General features: G+C 68.9%; 21 protein-coding genes. 14 read left to right on the top strand and 7 right to left on the bottom strand.

What is annotated here, in order from left to right; genetic code table 11:
• Positions 1–22: 22 nt before the first annotated feature.
• From NOV86_RS10120 to NOV86_RS10080, 9 genes are all read left to right on the top strand, one after another.
• Positions 23–160 carry a hypothetical protein gene (locus tag NOV86_RS10120; protein ID WP_267641250.1) on the top strand — a complete coding sequence of 46 codons (138 nt, stop codon included), beginning with the start codon at positions 23–25 and terminating at the stop codon, positions 158–160.
• Positions 144–635, top strand: coding sequence for a YeeE/YedE family protein (locus NOV86_RS10115; RefSeq protein WP_438266718.1), 492 nt, complete (start codon positions 144–146; stop codon positions 633–635). Before NOV86_RS10120 ends, NOV86_RS10115 begins: the two co-directional genes overlap by 17 nt.
• Positions 632–1099 carry a DUF6691 family protein gene (locus tag NOV86_RS10110; protein ID WP_267641247.1) on the top strand — a complete coding sequence of 156 codons (468 nt, stop codon included), beginning with the start codon at positions 632–634 and terminating at the stop codon, positions 1097–1099. The genes NOV86_RS10115 and NOV86_RS10110 overlap by 4 nt, the downstream gene beginning before the upstream one ends.
• A 504-nt stretch (positions 1100–1603) precedes the next feature.
• On the top strand, positions 1604–1753 hold the full coding sequence (locus NOV86_RS10105) for a DUF7512 family protein (protein WP_267641245.1): 150 nt from the start codon (positions 1604–1606) through the stop codon (positions 1751–1753).
• A gap of 2 nt (positions 1754–1755) precedes the next feature.
• On the top strand, positions 1756–2787 hold the full coding sequence (locus tag NOV86_RS10100; protein ID WP_267641244.1) for a sulfite exporter TauE/SafE family protein: 1032 nt from the start codon (positions 1756–1758) through the stop codon (positions 2785–2787).
• A 252-nt stretch (positions 2788–3039) separates the two neighbouring features.
• Positions 3040–4233 carry an MBL fold metallo-hydrolase gene (locus tag NOV86_RS10095; RefSeq protein WP_267641242.1) on the top strand — a complete coding sequence of 398 codons (1194 nt, stop codon included), beginning with the start codon at positions 3040–3042 and terminating at the stop codon, positions 4231–4233.
• A gap of 326 nt (positions 4234–4559) precedes the next feature.
• On the top strand, positions 4560–4970 hold the full coding sequence (locus NOV86_RS10090; protein WP_267641240.1) for a helix-turn-helix domain-containing protein: 411 nt from the start codon (positions 4560–4562) through the stop codon (positions 4968–4970).
• 110 nt (positions 4971–5080) lie between these two features.
• Entirely contained in the window at positions 5081–5482 is a 402-nt protein-coding gene (locus NOV86_RS10085; protein WP_267641238.1) for a helix-turn-helix domain-containing protein, read from the top strand.
• A gap of 25 nt (positions 5483–5507) precedes the next feature.
• Positions 5508–6215, top strand: coding sequence for a DUF2270 domain-containing protein (locus tag NOV86_RS10080; RefSeq protein WP_267641236.1), 708 nt, complete (start codon positions 5508–5510; stop codon positions 6213–6215).
• 7 nt (positions 6216–6222) lie between these two features.
• Here NOV86_RS10080 and NOV86_RS10075 read toward each other — a convergent pair whose 3' ends face one another.
• Both NOV86_RS10075 and NOV86_RS10070 read right to left on the bottom strand, forming a co-directional pair.
• Positions 6223–6924: a TVP38/TMEM64 family protein gene (locus NOV86_RS10075; protein WP_267641235.1), complete on the bottom strand. Its 702-nt coding sequence runs from the start codon at positions 6922–6924 to the stop codon at positions 6223–6225.
• A gap of 25 nt (positions 6925–6949) precedes the next feature.
• Positions 6950–7588, bottom strand: a complete 639-nt coding sequence (locus NOV86_RS10070; RefSeq protein ID WP_267641234.1) for a DUF2238 domain-containing protein — start codon at positions 7586–7588, stop codon at positions 6950–6952.
• A gap of 107 nt (positions 7589–7695) precedes the next feature.
• On the opposite strand from NOV86_RS10070, the gene NOV86_RS10065 reads away from it, so the two are divergent.
• On the top strand, positions 7696–8295 hold the full coding sequence (locus tag NOV86_RS10065; RefSeq protein ID WP_267641233.1) for a metal-dependent hydrolase: 600 nt from the start codon (positions 7696–7698) through the stop codon (positions 8293–8295).
• A 19-nt stretch (positions 8296–8314) separates the two neighbouring features.
• On the opposite strand, the gene NOV86_RS10060 is transcribed toward NOV86_RS10065, so the two are convergent.
• Together NOV86_RS10060 and recJ are read right to left on the bottom strand one after the other, a co-directional pair.
• Positions 8315–8662 (bottom strand): hypothetical protein, encoded by a 348-nt coding sequence (locus NOV86_RS10060; RefSeq protein ID WP_267641231.1) that lies wholly within the window; start codon positions 8660–8662, stop codon positions 8315–8317.
• A 30-nt stretch (positions 8663–8692) separates the two neighbouring features.
• Positions 8693–10114, bottom strand: a complete 1422-nt coding sequence (gene recJ / locus NOV86_RS10055; protein WP_267641229.1) for a RecJ family nuclease — start codon at positions 10112–10114, stop codon at positions 8693–8695.
• A 126-nt stretch (positions 10115–10240) separates the two neighbouring features.
• Between recJ and NOV86_RS10050 the strand changes: the two genes are divergently transcribed.
• The 4 genes from NOV86_RS10050 to NOV86_RS10035 all read left to right on the top strand — a co-directional run bounded on the left by NOV86_RS10050 (position 10241) and on the right by NOV86_RS10035 (position 13923).
• Entirely contained in the window at positions 10241–10840 is a 600-nt protein-coding gene (locus NOV86_RS10050; protein WP_267641228.1) for a cupin domain-containing protein, read from the top strand.
• Between the two features lie 120 nt (positions 10841–10960).
• Positions 10961–12361 carry an APC family permease gene (locus NOV86_RS10045; protein ID WP_267641227.1) on the top strand — a complete coding sequence of 467 codons (1401 nt, stop codon included), beginning with the start codon at positions 10961–10963 and terminating at the stop codon, positions 12359–12361.
• On the top strand, positions 12358–13215 hold the full coding sequence (locus NOV86_RS10040; protein ID WP_267641226.1) for a universal stress protein: 858 nt from the start codon (positions 12358–12360) through the stop codon (positions 13213–13215). Before NOV86_RS10045 ends, NOV86_RS10040 begins: the two co-directional genes overlap by 4 nt.
• Positions 13216–13302: 87 nt before the next feature.
• Complete coding sequence (locus tag NOV86_RS10035; RefSeq protein ID WP_267641225.1) at positions 13303–13923, top strand: VOC family protein; 621 nt, start codon at positions 13303–13305, stop codon at positions 13921–13923.
• 226 nt (positions 13924–14149) lie between these two features.
• On the opposite strand, the gene NOV86_RS10030 is transcribed toward NOV86_RS10035, so the two are convergent.
• Genes NOV86_RS10030 through hemC form a run of 3 tightly spaced genes read right to left on the bottom strand, consistent with a single transcriptional unit; the run spans position 14150 to position 16724 of the window.
• Positions 14150–14899: a uroporphyrinogen-III synthase gene (locus NOV86_RS10030; protein ID WP_267641223.1), complete on the bottom strand. Its 750-nt coding sequence runs from the start codon at positions 14897–14899 to the stop codon at positions 14150–14152.
• On the bottom strand, positions 14896–15639 hold the full coding sequence (cobA, locus tag NOV86_RS10025; RefSeq protein ID WP_267641222.1) for a uroporphyrinogen-III C-methyltransferase: 744 nt from the start codon (positions 15637–15639) through the stop codon (positions 14896–14898). Before cobA ends, NOV86_RS10030 begins: the two co-directional genes overlap by 4 nt.
• On the bottom strand, positions 15636–16724 hold the full coding sequence (hemC, locus tag NOV86_RS10020; RefSeq protein ID WP_267641221.1) for a hydroxymethylbilane synthase: 1089 nt from the start codon (positions 16722–16724) through the stop codon (positions 15636–15638). Before hemC ends, cobA begins: the two co-directional genes overlap by 4 nt.
• Positions 16725–16810 lie beyond the last annotated feature (86 nt).

Below are 16810 nucleotides of genomic sequence, written 5' to 3'. Positions count from 1 at the left end.
CACCAGATACCTTGGACTGAAGATGAGCGAACACGCTTTCTCCGACGTCACAGCGTCGGTCGACAGTACCGCCCGCACCCGGGCCGGGGTCCCGGCCGGGCGAGAGGCACCGACGGTCGGCGTCGCGCCGACCGCAACCACGGCTGCAGGGGGTCGCTGACCGAGCGATGATCGAGCTGTTCCCCAACGGCGTCGCCCACTACGCGCTCGGGGGCTTCCTCATCGGGCTCGGCACCGCGATCATCTACCTCGGCACGGGGATCATCGCGGGGGCGAGCACGTTCCTCGAGTCGACGTGGTCGTACGTCTCCAACCGCTCGCGGTTCCAGCAGTTCCGCTTCACGAGTTCGCGCGACTGGCGCGTCGTCTTCACCCTGAGCATCGTGTCGGGTGCCGCACTCTACACGCTCGCGACGGGTGGCGACTGGTTCACCACGGAGGTCGCCCCGTGGCGGCTCCTCCTCGGCGGGTTCCTCGTCGGCATCGGGACCCGCGTCGGGAAGGGCTGTACGTCCGGCCACGGCGTCTGTGGCGTCGGGTCGCTCTCGGAGACCTCGCTGGTCAACGTCGCGACCTTCGTCGTCGTCGCCATCCTCACCGCGAACGCCATCGTGTTCTTCGGGGTGGGAATATGAGCCAGGCACAGGGACGGGGCCTGCCGTTCTACGGGCTCGTCGCCCTCGGCGGACTGATCTTCGGCGTGGGCCTCGCCCACAGCGAGATGGCCCGGCCTGAGGTCGTCCTGCGGTTCCTCCAGCTCGAGGACTTCGGCCTCCTGCTCGTCATGGGTGGTGCGAGCGTCACCGCGGGCCTCTTCTTCTGGCTGATGAGCAGGTCCGGCCGGCGCGCGCCCCTCACGGGCGAGGAGTACAAGCGCCGCCTGAAGGACTACGACAGCAACGTCCTCATCGGCGGGACCGTCTTCGGCGTCGGCTGGGGCCTCTCCGGCATCTGTCCGGGGGCGGCCTACGCCAGCCTCGGCGTCGGGAACCTGACCATCCTCTGGGGCATCGGCGGGATGTTCCTCGGCGCGTACGTCCAGGGCGTCTGGCGCTCGCGCGACGACGAGGCCAGCTCGGCGCCCACCTCCGCCGACTGACCGCGGTTCGCCGACCACGATTCTCACGCGCGACGCACGCGTTGTGCAACCGCGGTTCTCACCATTCTCTCACCCGGGACGACCGACGGGACTGTCGCAGTTCGCCCAGTCGCGTCGCTGATCCGTCCCGGCCGTCCGCACAGGCCACCTGCGCTCGTCAGGTCCCTGCTCCTGCACCTCGACCTCCGCCAGGACGCTCGGCGACTGCTGCCTCGTCTCGCCGGCGACCTACCACGACGATGTAACTTCGAGCTGACCTGTTCTCCGACAGTTACCTTCCGGCAGTCGCTGGCGCGCGCTACGGGCTGCTGGGATGGTCCGGATACGTATCTGGAGACTGACTACTATATCTGCTGTAGCTATCGATAACTTATGCATCACCATGTATGAGGTATGGGGATATAGTATTGCACAGTGTTCCCAAAACCGTTATTACGTCCTGCCGGCTACGGTGTCGTGTACAGAAACTCATGAAGTGTACAAGACTACGGTTCGAGGTGCACGATGTTCGGGATTGAATCACTCAGCGGGAACGCACAGGCGGCGGCACTGATCGGGATCGTGCTCGTCGAGGCGGCCATCCTCTACGTGGGGTACGGCCTCCTCGAGCGCGTCCTCGGCCCCATCATCCGTGACGCCATCCGGGGTGCCTGACCATGGAGGTACTCGGCATGAGCGTCCTGTTGCTCACGACGTTCGTGGGCTTCGGGGTGCTCATCGGCATCCTGTTCGGGTTCTTCGGCATGGGCGGGTCGTTCCTCGTCACGCCGGCACTGCTGGTGATGGGGTACGAGACGGACGTGGCGGTCGCGTCCGGCCTCGCGTTCGTCTTCGGGACCTCCGTCATCGCGACGCTGAAACACCGCGACCTCGGGCAGGTCGACTACAAGCTCGGCGTGTTGATGATCGCCGGGACGACCGCCGGTATCGAGGTCGGGAAGCTCGGCCTCGAGTGGCTCCAGCACATGGGGTACGCGGACAGCGTCGTCAGCGTCGCGTACGTCCTCCTGCTCGGTGGCATCGGCGTGTTCGTCACCTGGACCGCCCTGAAAGGCGGTGACGGCGGCATCAGCCACGACGTCGAGGAGGACGCGGAGGTGTCGGCCGACGACATCCCCGACATCGCGAAGAAGATACAGTCCTACCGCGTCCCGCCGATGATCCGTCTCCGTGGGGGCGTCAGCGTCTCCCTGTGGATGATACTGCTGGTCGCGTTCCTGACCGGCCTGCTGTCGGGCTTCCTCGGCGTCGGTGGCGGGTTCATCCGTATGCCCGCGCTGTTCTACCTCATCGGGGTGCCGGTGCCCGTCGCGGTCGGGACCGACCTGTTCGAGATCGTGTTCTCGGGCGGTATCGGGAGCTTCCTCTACGCCCAGTCCGGCGCGGTCGACCTCAGCATCGTCGTCCCCCTGCTCGCCGGGAGCGCGCTCGGGGCCCGCATGGGCGCGGCCTCGACCAGCCTGGTCGACGAGGAGGAGATCAAGGTGTACTTCGGTGTGATGCTCCTGCTGGGCGCCATCGCGGTCGCCATCCGCAAGGCCGGGAACGTCATGGACGTCCCCGTCGCGGACACGATCAGCCTGGCGATCATCCTCGGCGCGGCGCTGCTCGTCAGCGGTGCCGTCGTCTACAGCAGCATCAAGGAGCTGCGCGCCGAGTCGACCACCACCCACCCCACCGCGGACTGACGACCTTGCTGTAGCGACGCTTTTTCGGCCGGGTCTGCAGCCCATATAGATTTGTGTGTATTGCACAATAGTAGAAGCGCTAGTCTCACCGATACCGGCAACGGAGCGCTTCTGGCGGCTGTATTCTGGTTTTCGAGGCAGATTATCGCTCTGTTCTGGCTATCTCATCGCGTGGCGATGCAAATTATTCTGAGTGTCTTGCGCAATATCCACAATACTTATTGCAACCCACCTCCAAGCGTGGAGTGACGCATGGACCCTGACGCGTTACCCACGACAGACATCGACGTCGACGAACTGAGTCCCGACGAACTGAAGGCCCGCATCGACGCGGGGGAGGACGTGACCATCCTCGACGCCCGCATGGAGAGCGACTTCTCCGAGTGGCACATCGAGGGCGAGAACGTCGACATCGCCAACGTGCCGTACTTCGAGTTCCTCGAGGACGAGGTCCCCGAGGACGTGCTCGACCGCGTCCCCGAGGGCGACCCGCTGGTCGTCCTGTGCGCGAAGGGCGGCGCGAGCGAGTTCGTCGCCGGCAAGCTTGCCGAGGACGGCCGCGACGTGGTCCACCTCGAGGAGGGCATGAACGGCTGGGCCCGCATCTACGAGCGCGTCGAGGTGTCGCGCTACGACGGCCCCGGGAAGCTCTACCAGTACCAGCGCCCGTCCAGTGGCTGCCTCGCCTACATGCTCGTCTCCGTCGGGGAGGCCGCGGTCATCGACCCGCTGCGCGAGTTCACCGACCGCTACCTCGCTGACGCCGCAGACCTCGACGCGGACCTCCGCTACGCCATCGACACGCACATCCACGCCGACCACATCAGCGGCGTGCGAAACCTCGCCGACGAGGGCGTCACGGGCGTCATCCCGGCGAACGCGGTCCCGCGCGGCGTCACCTACGCCGACGAGATGGAGACCGCCGGGGACGGCGACGTCCTCGAGGTCGGCGCGGCCGAGATCGAGACGGTCTACACGCCCGGCCACACGAGCGGGATGACCTCCTACCTCGTCGGCGACAGCCTGCTCGCGACCGGCGACGGCCTGTTCACCGAGAGCGTCGCCCGGCCCGACCTCGAGGAGGGCGACGAGGGCGCCCCCGACGCCGCGAAGCAGCTCTACGACACGCTGCAGACCAAGGTCCTCACGCAGGACGACGACGTCCTCATCGGTGGCGCGCACTTCAGCGACGCCGCGACGCCCGCCGACGACGGGACCTACACCGCGCCCATCGGCGAACTCGTCGAGACGATGGACGCCCTGACCATGGACGAGGACGACTTCGTCGACCTCGTCCTCTCGGACATGCCCCCGCGCCCGGCGAACTACGTGGACATCATCGAGACGAACCTCGGGCAGCAAGACGCCAGCGACGAGGAGGCGTTCGAACTCGAACTCGGCCCGAACAACTGCGCGGCCAGCCAGGACGCGCTCACCAGCGACTGAGACCGACCCCACCGGTCCGCCACCGACCTCACACTCCGCCGCTGACCACTCCCACTCCTCACCACTCGCGCACGGGTGCCTGACCGCCTCGTGCGTGTCGCTCGCACTCGGTCACCTGCGGCCGGTCGCTTGCACCCGGCCGCAGTCACCGTTCGTGTGGAAGATTCACTACACTTCCCAATAATCACGACCACGGCCATCGGGCGGGCCGACCGACGCCCGACAACGTGGCCGGTTCCAGTAACGTCGCGACGACAGTTCGCTGGAATAGTATTTCGTATATTGCACAATACTTTTGGCCGTACGGCCCGTCATCTCGACCAACGATGCCCGATTCGATGCGCGAATACCTGGAACAGGACATGGAGTGCGAAGGGTTACTGGAGTGTGGTCACGGTCTCGGCGACCTCGACCTGGCGGTGTTCCGGACGCTCGCCGAGAGCCCGGAGCCGCTCTCTATCGACGAGGTCGCGGTCGCGACCGACCGCGAACGCTCGACCGCCTACCGGGCCATCCAGCGGCTCGTCGACGCCGGCTTCGTCCAGAAGCAGCAGGTCAACTACGCCGACGGTGGCTACTACCACGTCTACCACGCGGCCGACCCGGAACGGGTCGCAGACGACATGCAGCGCATGCTCAACGACTGGTACGCCAAGATGGGCATGCTGGTCGGCGAGTTCCGCGAGAAGTACGCGGAGGCGGCCAGTGAGGGGGCCTCGGAGGGGGCCTCGGACTGACGTCGTGGTCCGCAATCGTCCCCGTCCCGCGAGCCCTCTCGCCGCCCGTGCGCGGTGTTGCACGAATCGAACAAGGCTTTTACCTCCGTACCACATAGGTTCAGGACGAGATGGCCAACTCGATGCGGGAGTACCTGCAGCAGGACATGGAGTGCGAGGGCCTGCTGGAGTGTATCCACGGACTCAAGGAACTGGACAAGGAGGTGTTCTCGACCATCGTCGAGAGCCCCGAGGCGCTGACCGTCGACGAGATCGCAGACCGCGTCGACCGCGAGCGCTCGACCGCCTACCGGGCGATCAAGCGCCTGCAGCAGTCGGGCTTCGTCCAGCAGGAACAGGTGAACTACGAGCAGGGCGGCTACTACCACGTCTACCAGCCGGTCGACCCCGACCAGATCGCCGACGACATGCAGCGCATGCTCAACGACTGGTACGCCAAGATGGGCAACCTCATCGGGGAGTTCCGCGAGAAGTACGACGAGACCGCCCAGCTCCAGCAGGCGGCCGAGTAGTGACACCGCGAGGGGTGGGAACACGATGACGGCGGACGACGAGCCCTTCGACCCGAGCAGCGAGGAGGCTCGCGACATCGGTGCCGGCCTGCTCGAGGCGGACATGGGGCCGAGTTCGTCGCTGGCGCACCTCTACCGTGGCGAGATACACCGGATGAAGTTCTGGCGCGAGCGACTGGACCGCACCACGAACTGGGCGGTCACCACCCTCGCGGCCATCCTGACCTTCGCGTTCGCCAGTCCCGACCACCCCCACTACCTCATCCTCATCGCGGGCGTGATGCTCTCGACGTTCCTCGTGATGGAGGCCCGGCGCTACCGCGGCTACGACATGTGGCGCTCGCGGGTCCGGGTCCTCCAGGAGAACGTCTTCGCGAAGGGGCTGGACCCGTCGGTGCCGGTCGCGGACCCCGAGTGGCGCCGAAAGCTCGCCCGGGACTACCGCACGCCGGTCATCAAGATCTCCTTCGAGGAGGCCCTGGCCCACCGGCTCCGCCGGGTGTACCTCCCGCTGTTCACCATCCTCGGCGTGGCGTGGCTGGCGCGGGTGTTCGTCGTCCCGACCGAGCGCCCGTGGCCCGAGACGGCCGCCGTCGGCCGGCTCTCCGGCGAGGTCGTCACCGTGATGGTCGGGCTCGCCTACGTCACCCTCGTCGTCATCGCGCTCCGGCCCCGCACCTGGAAGGCGAAGGGCGAACTCCGCGAGGAGGACGTCGCGGTCTGGGACGACTGACCGGCGGCTACCGCCCCGAAAGCCCTGCGAGCCGGGCCAGCAGGGCCTCTCGACGCCAGTACAGCCCGGCGCCGACGACGCCCGCGGCGACCAGCAACCCGACCGAGACGTACACCTGTTCCTGCGCCAGACCCGCGCCCGAGAGCGTCAGCACCAGGTAGCCGGGCGTCCGGCCGGCCACCGAGACGAGCACCAGTTTGCGCACGTCGAGGTCGCTCATCCCGGCCGCGAGGCAGATGACGTCGTCGGGGAAGCCGGGCAGCAGGAAGACCACGAACACGCCCGCGAGGCCGTACTCGGCGAGGAACTGGTCGAAGCGGGCGAGCGCGTCGGCCGCGACGACCCGCTCCACCCAGGGTCGGCCGTAGCGTCGGGCCAGCCGGAGGGCGATGTAGGTCCCGACGGTCGCACCGAGCATACTGTAGACGAAGCCGGGGCCCGCCCCGAACAGGTAGCCCGCGGCGAACGCGAGTACCTGCCCCGGCACCGGCGCGAGCACGACCTGCAGGGTCTGGAGCACGACGAACGCCAGTGGCGCGAGCGAGCCGAACCCAGCGACCACGTCCCGGAGGGCGTCGGGGTCGCGCAGGAACCAGAGGTACCGGCCGGTCAGGACGGTCCCGAGGACGAGGCCGGCGGCGACCAGCACCAGCACGACGAGCAGCTGTCGCCGGTCCGCGTCGGCCGCGAGGAAGCGTTCCGGTCGCACGCTCGCCGGTTCACCCCCGAGCCCCTTAGCTGGTTTCACGCCGGCGCCGGTCCAGCCACGCCGCCAGCTCTTCGCCCTGTTCGCGCACCGCGTCGGTGCCGAACAGCGTCACGACGAGCGCGCCCGCGAGGTTGAACACGAGGTCGAGCATCGTGTCGTCGAGGCCGTACAGCACGAGGACGGGGTCGAGGTCGAGCGCGATGGCGAGTTCGCGCCCGACGAACTCCAGGACCTCCCAGAAGACGCCCATCGCCAGCGTGAACGCGAGGACGAACACCATGACGAACGGCCGGGGGAGGTAGAGCCGGTCGCTGTGGGAATCGATGGCCCAGACGGTCGCGTAGCCGACGACGGCGACGATGCTCGCCGACAGCGTGTGGGTGAGGTGGTCCCACCACCACACCTCGTCGTAGAACTGGAACATGCCGACGGCGTGGAGGAAGACCGCGAAGCCGAGGTAGACGCTGAAGCGCGGGTCGAGCTCGATGCGGAGGTCGCGTTCGAGCACGGCGGGGAGGAACGTCACGCCGAGGGCTAACAGGGCGTTGAGCACGACGCTCACGTTGCGGATGGTCATCCCGACGACGAACACGCCGACGAGTCCGACCTGTGCCGTCCGCGTGAGCAGCGTGGCGTTTCGCCGCCACGCCCCGTGGGGTCGCATGGTCGTGTATAGGAGCGCCCCGCGAAAAACCCCCGCGCTCCACCGTGTCACAGAGTACCATCACTCGGGACAACCTTGTATACCTCCGAGACGTATGCGATTCCACGATGATGGCCATGACCCACGCGCTCGCGGGCCTCCTGCTCGCGACGCTCGTGGTCCAACTGGGCGGTGGCGACCCCGCCGCGGTCGTCGCGGCGGCGGTCGCCGGTAGCGTGTTCCCCGACCTGGACATCTACGCGGGCCACCGCAAGACGCTTCACTTCCCCGTCTTCGGCTGGTTCCCGGCCGGCCTCGCGGTCGTGCTCGCGCTCGCCATCCCGACGACGGGGACGCTCGCGCTCGCGACGTTCCTCGTCGCGGCGGCGCTGCACCCCGTGATGGACCTCTACGGCGGCGGCCTCGAACTCCGCCCGTGGGAGGGCCGGTCCGAGAAGGCGGTGTACAGCCACTACCACGGCCGCTGGCTCGCGCCGCGCCGGCTCGTCCCCTACGACGGCTCGCCGCGCGACCTCGCGCTGGCCGGCGCGCTGGGCGTGCCCGCCCTGACGCTCCCGGAACCGGTGCCGCCGCTGGTCGTCGTGACGATCGTGGTCGGCGGGGTGTACGTCGCCCTGCGAAAGCGGCTCGCGACGCTGTGGTCCGACCTGGCCCGGGCGCTCCCGCCGGAACTGCGGCGACACGTGCCCGAGCGGTTCTACGAGTAGGACGGGGCCGTCGAGCCCCTCACGATTCGTCCGACTTGTCCGTTCCGCCCTTGATAGCCGCCCAGAACTCTAGCTTCTCTAGCAGCCATTCCGGGTCGGAGGTCTGTCCCTGCAGCGGGAGTCCGTCGACCATCCATCGGAAGACGCCACACATCGTCCACAGCAACGAGAGGGTTTCCTCGTCGATATCGTCGGGGTCGCGGTCCTCGAAGTGCTCGACGAGCACCGTGACCTGCTCCGTCGTCGGGTCGTCGGCGTTCTCGACGTACTCGCGCCCGACGTCGACGAAGCGGTCCCTGATGTACTCGCTGTCTGCCCGGTCCTTGTCCAGGTCGTGGACGATGTCGTCGAGGAGACGGTCGTTCATGGGTTACGCTCTCGCAGGACGGTCTTGAAACTATCCGTCGCCCAACTGCTCCCCGACCACCCGGTCGCACTCTGCGATGAACTCGTCTTCCTGCCCGCGTGGAATCGTCGCGCCGGCCGCGACGACGTGCCCGCCCCCGTCGCCGCCGACGGCCTGTGACGCCTCGCGCATCACGACCGAGAGGTCCAGGCCGTCGCGGACGAGGTGGCCGGTCCCGCGCGCGGAGACCTTCACCTCCTCGGCGCTCTCGTTCGCGAACGCGATGATGGGCCTGCTGCGGTCGATACCGCTCGCGCCGAGGGACATCCCGGCGACGATGCCGACGATGGTCTCGCGGATGCGGTCGTCGGCGTGGAACCACTGGACGTGGTCCTCCTTCGTCGTGCCCTCGTTCTTGACGAACTGGAGGCCCTCCGAGAGGTTCTTGCGGTGGTTGCGCAGCAGCTCGCGGGCCGCGGTGAGCGCCTCGCCCCGGTCACCGAGACAGACCGCGAGGCCCACGTCGGCGCGTTCGTACCGGGCGGTCGCGTTGAGCAGCGTCGAGAACTCGCTGGCGTCGCGCAGTTCGGTGCCCTCGGGTTCCGCGAGGAGCGTGTAGCTCGTCCCGACGAGCCGGTCGATGCGGTCCGCGGGGACGCCCGAGCGCACCGCGCGCTGGACCAGGCCGCTGGCGACGGTCTGGCGCTCCGCCGCGTCGAGGTCGACCCAGCGCTTCCAGTCGTCGCCGTCTCTGACCTCGATGTCGAGGTCGTTCAGGAACTGGACCGCCCCGTTCCGGTCGTTCGTGATGCCCGGGATGACCACGTCGCTGGCGTATTCGAGGAGCTTGGGGAGTTCGCGCGTCTGCTTGCCGTACACCGCGAGGTCGGTCCCCTCCTCGAGGACGCCCGCCGCGACACCGTCCTCGACCAGGCCCGCGTTCGCCCCGTGGAGTTCGCCGTCGGTGTCCTGCATGTCGCCGACCGCCCCGACCACGGCGAGGCGGGCCAGGTCGCGGTTGTCGCCGTCGCCCTCCAGCGCCCGCGCGAGGACGTACGCCGCACCGGCTCCCGAGAGTTCGGACCCGCCGTCGATGCCGAACAGCAGGGGGTTGAGGTGGTACTCGGTGTCGGCGTCGGCCGGCTGGTGGTGGTCCGCGATGACCGGCGTGAAGTCGCCCGCGTCCTCGTATGGGGCGATGACGTCCAGTTGCCCGCTCCCGAAGTCGGTGAACAGCACGGTGTCGTAGTCGGTCGCCGCGATGGCCGCGATGGCCTCCTCGTCGAGCTGTTTCTCGAAGTTCACCTCGAAGGGGATGCCGGCGCGTTCCAGCGCGCTGGCGGCGACGCCGGCGCTGGTCAGGCCGTCGGCGTCGATGTGCGAGGAGAGCAACACCTCGTCGGCACCGCGTAAGCGCTCGGCGCACGCGGCGGCGCGGTCTGCCATCTCGGGAACGGGGGCGTCGGCTGGCATTCGTCGGGTAGTGGGTCGGTCTGGTGGATAAAGTCTCGGTTGCGCCGCGCCGGAGGCGCGGCCCCGGCCCGCCCCGTCGTATCGAGGGGCGAACAACTAAACGGGCCATCGCCGTATGCTGCACCGATGCAGCCGGATTCCGTCGCGAGACCGACCGTCGAGGCCCCGCGGAGCGGGAAGCGTGTCCGGTACCTGGCCACCGCCGAGGAGACGGACGGGGAGTACGCCCGGTTCGAGATGTGGCTGGAGCCACCACCGAACTCCCACGGGCCGATGCGGCACGTCCACCCCGAACAGGACGAGTACCTGGCGGTCGAGGCGGGGACGCTGGGCGTCTGGCACGACGGGACGTCCCGGCGCCTCGGGCCGGGGGAGGACGTGACGATTCCGGCGGGCGACCCGCACCGGTTCTGGAACGCGGGCGAGGACGAACTGCACCTGGTCGGGGAGGTCCGGCCCGCACTCGACACGGAGCTGTTCATGTACGTCACGTACGGCCTCGGCCGTGATTTCCCGGCCACCTCGTCCGGGATGCCGCTCAACCCCCTGCGGCTGGCCCCGGTCGTCGACGAGTTCGACGACCTCCTCTTCCTCGCTGCCCTCCCGGTCTGGCTCCAGCGCCTCGGCGTCCGCGCCCTCGCACCGATCGCCCGCCTCCTCGGCTACGACCACGTCTACCCGGAGTACGTCCCGGCCGGCCGCCGCGACGCGCTCGACGTGGACTGATTCGTCGGCGACGGCCGACTCGCGGGCGACGACCGACTCGCAGGCGACGGAGGGCAGCGGGTGCCTGTCGGGTGGCAATCATGGCCGTCCTTTTTCAACGCCACCGTGCTACCTCTCCGCATGTCAGTCGACCCAGCCGCCAGACCGGAGCCGGAGACCGACGCCGGCGCGGTCACAGAGGAGGCGACCGTCCACGAGGAGGGTGTCGAACTGGAGCGGACCATCGGGTTGCGCGGCGCGATGGCCATCGGCGTCGGGACGATGATCGGTGCGGGCATCTTCGTCTTCCCGGGGCTGGCGGCGGGGCAGGCCGGCCCGGCCGCCGCCCTGTCGTTCGCCATCGGGGCGGTCATCGCCCTGCTGGTGGCGGTCCCGACGGCGGAGCTGGCCACCGCGATGCCGAAGTCGGGCGGTGGCTACTACTTCATCTCCCGCGGGCTCGGGACGCTGTTCGGGGCCGTCGTCGGCCTCTCGGTGTGGCTCGGTCTCGTGTTCGCGTCGGCGTTCTACCTCGTCGGCTTCGGGAACTACGCCGCGGCCGTCCTCGCGGAGGTGGGCGTGAACGCCGGCGGGCTCGTGATCCCACTCGGCCTCGCCTTCGCCGTCCTGCTCACGGCCCTCTCGCTGACGGGGACCGAGAACGCGACGAAGCTCCAGAACGTCGTCGTCGGCCTGTTGCTCGTCATCCTCACCGGGTTCCTCACGTACGGTGGCCTCGACGCCCTCGGGGTGTTCGGGCGGTCCTCGACCCCCGAGGAGTTCTTCCGGTTCGGCGTCGGGCCGGTGTTCTCGACCGCGGCGCTCGTGTTCACCTCGTATCTGGGGTTCGCACAGGTCGCGACCGTCGCGGGCGAGGTGAAGGACCCGGCGCGGAACCTCCCGCTGGCGATGGTCGGCTCGGTGCTGCTCGTGGGCGTGTTCTACGTCGCGACCATCTTCGTGGCGACCAGCGCGTTCGGCAGCCCCCGGCTGGAGCAGTTCGGGGAGACCGCGATGGTCGAGGTCGCCCGCGACTTCTTCGGGCTGGGTGGCGCGGTCGCCATCCTCCTCGCCGGGCTGCTCGCGACGCTCTCGTCGGCGAACGCGAGCATCCTCTCGTCCTCGCGTGCCATCTACGCGTTGAGCCGTGACGCCCTCGTCCCCGAGCGGTTCCGCCGCCTGAACCTGAAGTACGGCACCCCGCACATCGCCCTGCTCTCGGCGGGTGGGCCGGTGCTCGTGCTGGTCGCGACCGGGCAGGTCGAGGTCCTCGCGGAGGTCGCCTCGTTCCTCCACCTCGTGATGTACGGGCTGATGTGCGTCGCGCTGGTCGTCATCCGGCGGTCGCCGCCGGAGTGGTACCAGCCGGACTTCGAGGTACCGTTCGGTCCCGTGATTCCGGTCCTCGGCGCGGTCGCGAGCTTCGGCCTCATCTACTTCATGAAGCCGGCCTCGCAGCTCATCGGGCTCGCCGTCATGCTGCTGTCCGGTGGATGGTACCTGTATTATGCCCGCGACGTGAACCTGCGAGGTGCCGTATGACCCGACGCGTGCTCGTCCCGGTGCAGGTGTTGAAAGGGGAGACCGTCTCGCCAGGGGTGGCCGAGGTCCTCGCGGACGTGCCGGTCGTCCTGCTTGGCTACCACGTCCTCCCCGAGCAGACCCCGCCCGGGCAGGGGAAACTGGAGTTCGAGGAACAGGCACAGAACAAGCTCGAGGACGTCGTCGAACTGTTCGAGGAGTACGACGCGAGCCTCGAGACGCGCATCGTCTTCACCCACGACGCGGAGAAGACCATCGACCGCGTCGCCGACGAGGCCCACTGTGACGCGTACCTGCTCCCGAACCCGACCCCGCAGGTCGAGAAGGTGCTCGTCCCGGTCCACCCGAAGGTGGCGGTCGACCGCGTCGTCGACTACGCGGTGGCCCTCCTCGCGGACCAGGACGCGAGCATCACCGTCTTCGCGACGGCCGACGACGACGAGACCGAGGCCGAGCGCGAGGAACTCGTCCGGGCCGCCATCGACCGCTTCCGCGACCACGGCGTCGCGTCGGAGCGCCTCGACAGCCGCCTGGAGCTGACCGACGCCCCGGTCCGGGCGACCGCGACCGCCGCGACCGAGTTCGACCTCGTCGTGATGGGCGAGCGCGCCCCGTCGCTCCGGTCGGTCGTCTTCGGCGAGGAGGTCGACCAGATCGCCGAACTGTCGGTCGGGCCGGTGCTGGTCGTCCGGCGGCCGCGCGAGCCAGAACCGGACGAGGTGGTGGAGGCGGCCGAGGAGGCGGAGGCCGAGCGCGAGGTGATGGACGCCGCCGAACAGGAGGCCGTCGAGTCCGTGATGGAGGAGGACGACGCCGACGCCGAGGACGAAGATACCGACGAGCCCCGGTCGTAGCGCCTGCCCAGGCCAGGGACACGCCTGTCACCGGGTGACGGCGGTGTCCGCGAGCGCTTATCGGGCGAGAGCCCGTACCGTCCTCGTATGAGCGACCAGCAGCAAGCACCCGTCACCGACGAACTGCCCGACAGCCCCTTCCACACGACAGGCACCGACCACATCACCATCTGGGGCAGCAACGAGGCGGACACCATCGAGTTCTACCGCGACCTGCTCGGGATGCCACTCGTGCTCCGGCAGCCGAACCTCGACGACCCGTCCCAGACCCACCTGTTCTTCGACACCGGCGACGGCCGCATCCTCACCTTCTTCGTGAGCGACGACCGGCCCTCGGCCCAGGGGGTTCGCGGTGGCGTCGGCGCGGTCCACCACCTCTGCTTCAGCGTCGACCCGGAGCGCTACGAGGCGGTCATGGACGCGCTGGACGAGGCCGGGCACCACTACAACGTGTTCGACCGGGGTATCTTCCACTCCATCTACACCAAGGACAACAACGGGCTCGTCATCGAACTCTCGGCCGACAAGTACGACATTCCGGACGACCGCCGCGCCGAGGTGCTGGCGACGACCCAGCGCATCCGCGAGGAGGACGGGGCCGAGTACGCCAAGGACGAGCACATGGCGGCCGCCCTCGAGGAACTCGGACTGGACGCGACGCCCTACGACCTGCCCGACGCGTCGTCGGGCGTCGGCGGCGTGAACTGACCGGACTCGGCTGGCTGGACCGTCCCGGACCCGCCGACCCCCCGAGAACACACCGGAGACGCTTCCTCTCGCCCGTTTCCGAAGGACAGGGGTTCCTGTGCGAACCGGATTTGATATCGTGGTATGTAGTTTATCGCTATTGCCCGGGGCCACAGCCAGCGGACACTGAAATCACTCGAGAATCGGGTCCTCGATGCCGGATGCTGCCGAAAATCGGATTCCGGACTCAGTCGTGGTACGTCGGGGCCGCTTCCTCGACGACCAGACACGCCAGCTCCTCGAAGTCGGCGTGTTGGGGGACCACGTCGACGGCGATACCGAGCGATTCGGCCGTCTCGCGCGTCGGCGGGCCGATGACGCCGACGACGGCGTCGTTCAGCCCGGCGAGTGCCTCCTCTCGAACCCCGAGTTCCTCGGCGGTCGCGAGGAAGTTCTCGACCGTCAGCGAGGAGGTGAACGCGGCGGCGTCCAGCTCCCCCGCGGCGGCCAGTTCGACGGACGACCCGGCGCCGTCGGGCCTGACGAGTTCGTAGAGTACCGTCTCGTGGACGAACGCGCCGGCCTCCCAGAGGCCCTCGATGAGCACGTCGCTCCCGTGGTCGCTCCGGGCGACCTCGACCGTCGCGCCGTCGACATCCTCTGCCAGTTCCGCGACCAGCCCGCTCGACGTGTACTCGTCGGGGACCCGGTCCACGTCGTAGCCCTCCTGTCGAAGGGCCTCGGCGGTCGAGGGACCGATGGCACAGACCGTGGTCTCGCCGGGCTCCCAGCCGGCCTCGCGGGCGAGTTCCGCGCCGGTCTTGCTCGTCAGGATGGTGTAGTCGGCGCCCGGCTTCGGGCTCCGGCCACTCGACCGGACCGCCAGCATCGGGTCCGGGACCGGGGTCGCACCGAGCGATTCGACGAGTTCGACCGCGTTCGCGAGTCGCTCGTCGTCGGGGCGGAAGACGGCGACGGTGGTGTCTCTGGTCGTCATGCGAGGAACGAGAGCACCTCCTCGCGCGTGCCCGCGACGTCACCGATGACGGTGATGGCGGGCGGTTCGATGCCTTCAGAATCCCGGACCTCGACGATGGTGTCGAGCGTCCCGGTCGCGACCTGCATGTCAGGCCAGGTGGCGCGCTCGACCAGCGCGACGGGCGTCTCGGGGTCCATGCCGGCCTCCCGGAGCGCCTTCGTGTACTCCGGCAACTTGCCGACGCCCATCAGGACGACGATGGTGCCGCCGGTGGCTGCCAGCGCCTCCCAGTTCACTGCGGACTCCTCCTTCGTGGGGTCCTCGTGGCCCGTGACGAAGGAGACGGAGGAGGCGTGGTCGCGGTGCGTGACCGGGATGCCCGCGATGCCGGCCCCCGCGATGGCGGAGGTGATGCCGGGGACGTACTCGAACTCGATGCCGTTCGCGGCGAGGTGTTCGGCCTCCTCGCCGCCGCGGCCGAAGACGAAGGGGTCGCCGCCCTTCAGCCGGACGACGGTCTTGCCCTCCTCGGCGAGTTCGACCAACCGCTTGTTGGTGTACTCCTGTGGCGTCCACTCGCCGCCGGCGCGCTTGCCGACGTCCTCGCGTTTCTCCTCGGGTATCTGGCCCAGTATCTCCGGGCCGGGGAGTTTGTCGTGCAGGACCACGTCGGCCTCCTCCAGCAGGCGCTTCGCCTTCACCGTCAGGAGTTCCGGGTCGCCGGGACCGCTCCCGACGAGGTAGACCTTGCCCGTCATCGCTGGCGGGCGGCCTCGACGTACTCGGCGGCGCCCGCCTCGTTCAGGTCCGCGGCGAACTCGCGGGCGGCGTCGGCGTGGGTCTCGACCGGCAGGTCCCGTCGTTCCTGGACGACGCCGTCGCCGTCGGGATGCAGGATCTGCGCGGTCGTCCGCACGTACTCGCCCTGTATCATGGCGTGGACGCCGATGGGGGCGACACAGCCGCCGTTGAGGCCCGCCAGGACCGTCCGTTCGACCGTCGTCTCGACCCGCGTCCGGGGGTGGTCGAGCGCCTTGAAGATGGTCTCGGCGGTCTCGCCGTCGCGGGCCGTGATGGCCAGTGCGCCCTGACCGGCGGCCGGGACGAACTCCGCCGTCGGGAGCTGTTCGTACTCGATGTGGTGGAGGAGGCCGGCACGGCGCAGCCCCGCCTCGGCGAGCACGATGGCGTCGTAGTCGGTCTCGACCTCGCGACCCAGTGCCCGCTTGCGGATCTCCGAGAGCGACTCGAACCACTCGTCGACGGTCCGGTCGAACTCGGGCTCGAAGTCCTCGTCGCCGACGTTGCCCTTCCGCTCCTTGTCCGCCTCGTTCCGGCGCTCGTGTTCGCGCTGGAGGGCGGGCGCGAGGAGCTTCTCGACCCGGGTGTCGACGTTCCCGCGGAGGGGTTCGACCACGAGGTCGTCGCGGTAGTTCTCTATCTGCGCCTGCCGACGCATCGAGGAGGTGCCGACGACGGCGCCCGGTTCGAGGTCGTCGAGGCTGGTCCCTGCGGGCGTGACGAGCACGTCGCCCGCCGCCGCGCGCTCGGGGACGCCCGCGACGACCAGTTCGTCGGGCATCTCGGTCGGCATGTCCTTCATCGAGTGGACGGCCGCGTCGACGTTCCCGTCGAGGATCTCCTCGTCCAGCGACCGGACGAACGCCCCCGTCTTCCCGAGGTCCTGTATCAACTCGTCGCGTATCCGGTCACCCTCGGTCTCGACCTCGACCAGCTCGACCTCGTAGCGCTGGTCTTCGAGGGTCTCCCGGACCGTCGCCGCCTGTCGCAACGCGAGGTCGGAGCCTCGCGTGGCGAGTCGGATGGTCCCACGTGTTCGCATGGTCGGGAATCGGCGGCCGAGGGTGAAAAGCCCTCCAGTTTGTCGCTGGCGGTCGCGTCGAGTGGATTCGCCGCCGGTCTGCAGGG

Origin of the sequence: Haloarchaeobius amylolyticus (genome assembly GCF_026616195.1) — an archaeon.
Taxonomy (GTDB): domain Archaea; phylum Halobacteriota; class Halobacteria; order Halobacteriales; family Natrialbaceae; genus Haloarchaeobius; species Haloarchaeobius amylolyticus.
This window is presented reverse-complemented; position numbering and strand designations above follow the sequence as displayed.

Bases quoted from the DNA above. Each gene is read 5' to 3' on its own strand.
- NOV86_RS10120 (WP_267641250.1), top strand. From the start codon at position 23: ATGAGCGAACACGCTTTCTCCGACGTCACAGCGTCGGTCGACAGTACC.
- NOV86_RS10110 (WP_267641247.1), top strand. From the start codon at position 632: ATGAGCCAGGCACAGGGACGGGGCCTGCCGTTCTACGGGCTCGTCGCC.
- NOV86_RS10105 (WP_267641245.1), top strand. From the start codon at position 1,604: ATGTTCGGGATTGAATCACTCAGCGGGAACGCACAGGCGGCGGCACTG.
- NOV86_RS10100 (WP_267641244.1), top strand. From the start codon at position 1,756: ATGGAGGTACTCGGCATGAGCGTCCTGTTGCTCACGACGTTCGTGGGC.
- NOV86_RS10095 (WP_267641242.1), top strand. From the start codon at position 3,040: ATGGACCCTGACGCGTTACCCACGACAGACATCGACGTCGACGAACTG.
- NOV86_RS10090 (WP_267641240.1), top strand. From the start codon at position 4,560: ATGCCCGATTCGATGCGCGAATACCTGGAACAGGACATGGAGTGCGAA.
- NOV86_RS10085 (WP_267641238.1), top strand. From the start codon at position 5,081: ATGGCCAACTCGATGCGGGAGTACCTGCAGCAGGACATGGAGTGCGAG.
- NOV86_RS10080 (WP_267641236.1), top strand. From the start codon at position 5,508: ATGACGGCGGACGACGAGCCCTTCGACCCGAGCAGCGAGGAGGCTCGC.
- NOV86_RS10070 (WP_267641234.1), bottom strand. From the start codon at position 7,588: ATGCGACCCCACGGGGCGTGGCGGCGAAACGCCACGCTGCTCACGCGG.
- NOV86_RS10065 (WP_267641233.1), top strand. From the start codon at position 7,696: ATGATGGCCATGACCCACGCGCTCGCGGGCCTCCTGCTCGCGACGCTC.
- NOV86_RS10060 (WP_267641231.1), bottom strand. From the start codon at position 8,662: ATGAACGACCGTCTCCTCGACGACATCGTCCACGACCTGGACAAGGAC.
- recJ (WP_267641229.1), bottom strand. From the start codon at position 10,114: ATGCCAGCCGACGCCCCCGTTCCCGAGATGGCAGACCGCGCCGCCGCG.
- NOV86_RS10050 (WP_267641228.1), top strand. From the start codon at position 10,241: ATGCAGCCGGATTCCGTCGCGAGACCGACCGTCGAGGCCCCGCGGAGC.
- NOV86_RS10045 (WP_267641227.1), top strand. From the start codon at position 10,961: ATGTCAGTCGACCCAGCCGCCAGACCGGAGCCGGAGACCGACGCCGGC.
- NOV86_RS10040 (WP_267641226.1), top strand. From the start codon at position 12,358: ATGACCCGACGCGTGCTCGTCCCGGTGCAGGTGTTGAAAGGGGAGACC.
- NOV86_RS10035 (WP_267641225.1), top strand. From the start codon at position 13,303: ATGAGCGACCAGCAGCAAGCACCCGTCACCGACGAACTGCCCGACAGC.
- NOV86_RS10030 (WP_267641223.1), bottom strand. From the start codon at position 14,899: ATGACGACCAGAGACACCACCGTCGCCGTCTTCCGCCCCGACGACGAG.
- cobA (WP_267641222.1), bottom strand. From the start codon at position 15,639: ATGACGGGCAAGGTCTACCTCGTCGGGAGCGGTCCCGGCGACCCGGAA.
- hemC (WP_267641221.1), bottom strand. From the start codon at position 16,724: ATGCGAACACGTGGGACCATCCGACTCGCCACGCGAGGCTCCGACCTC.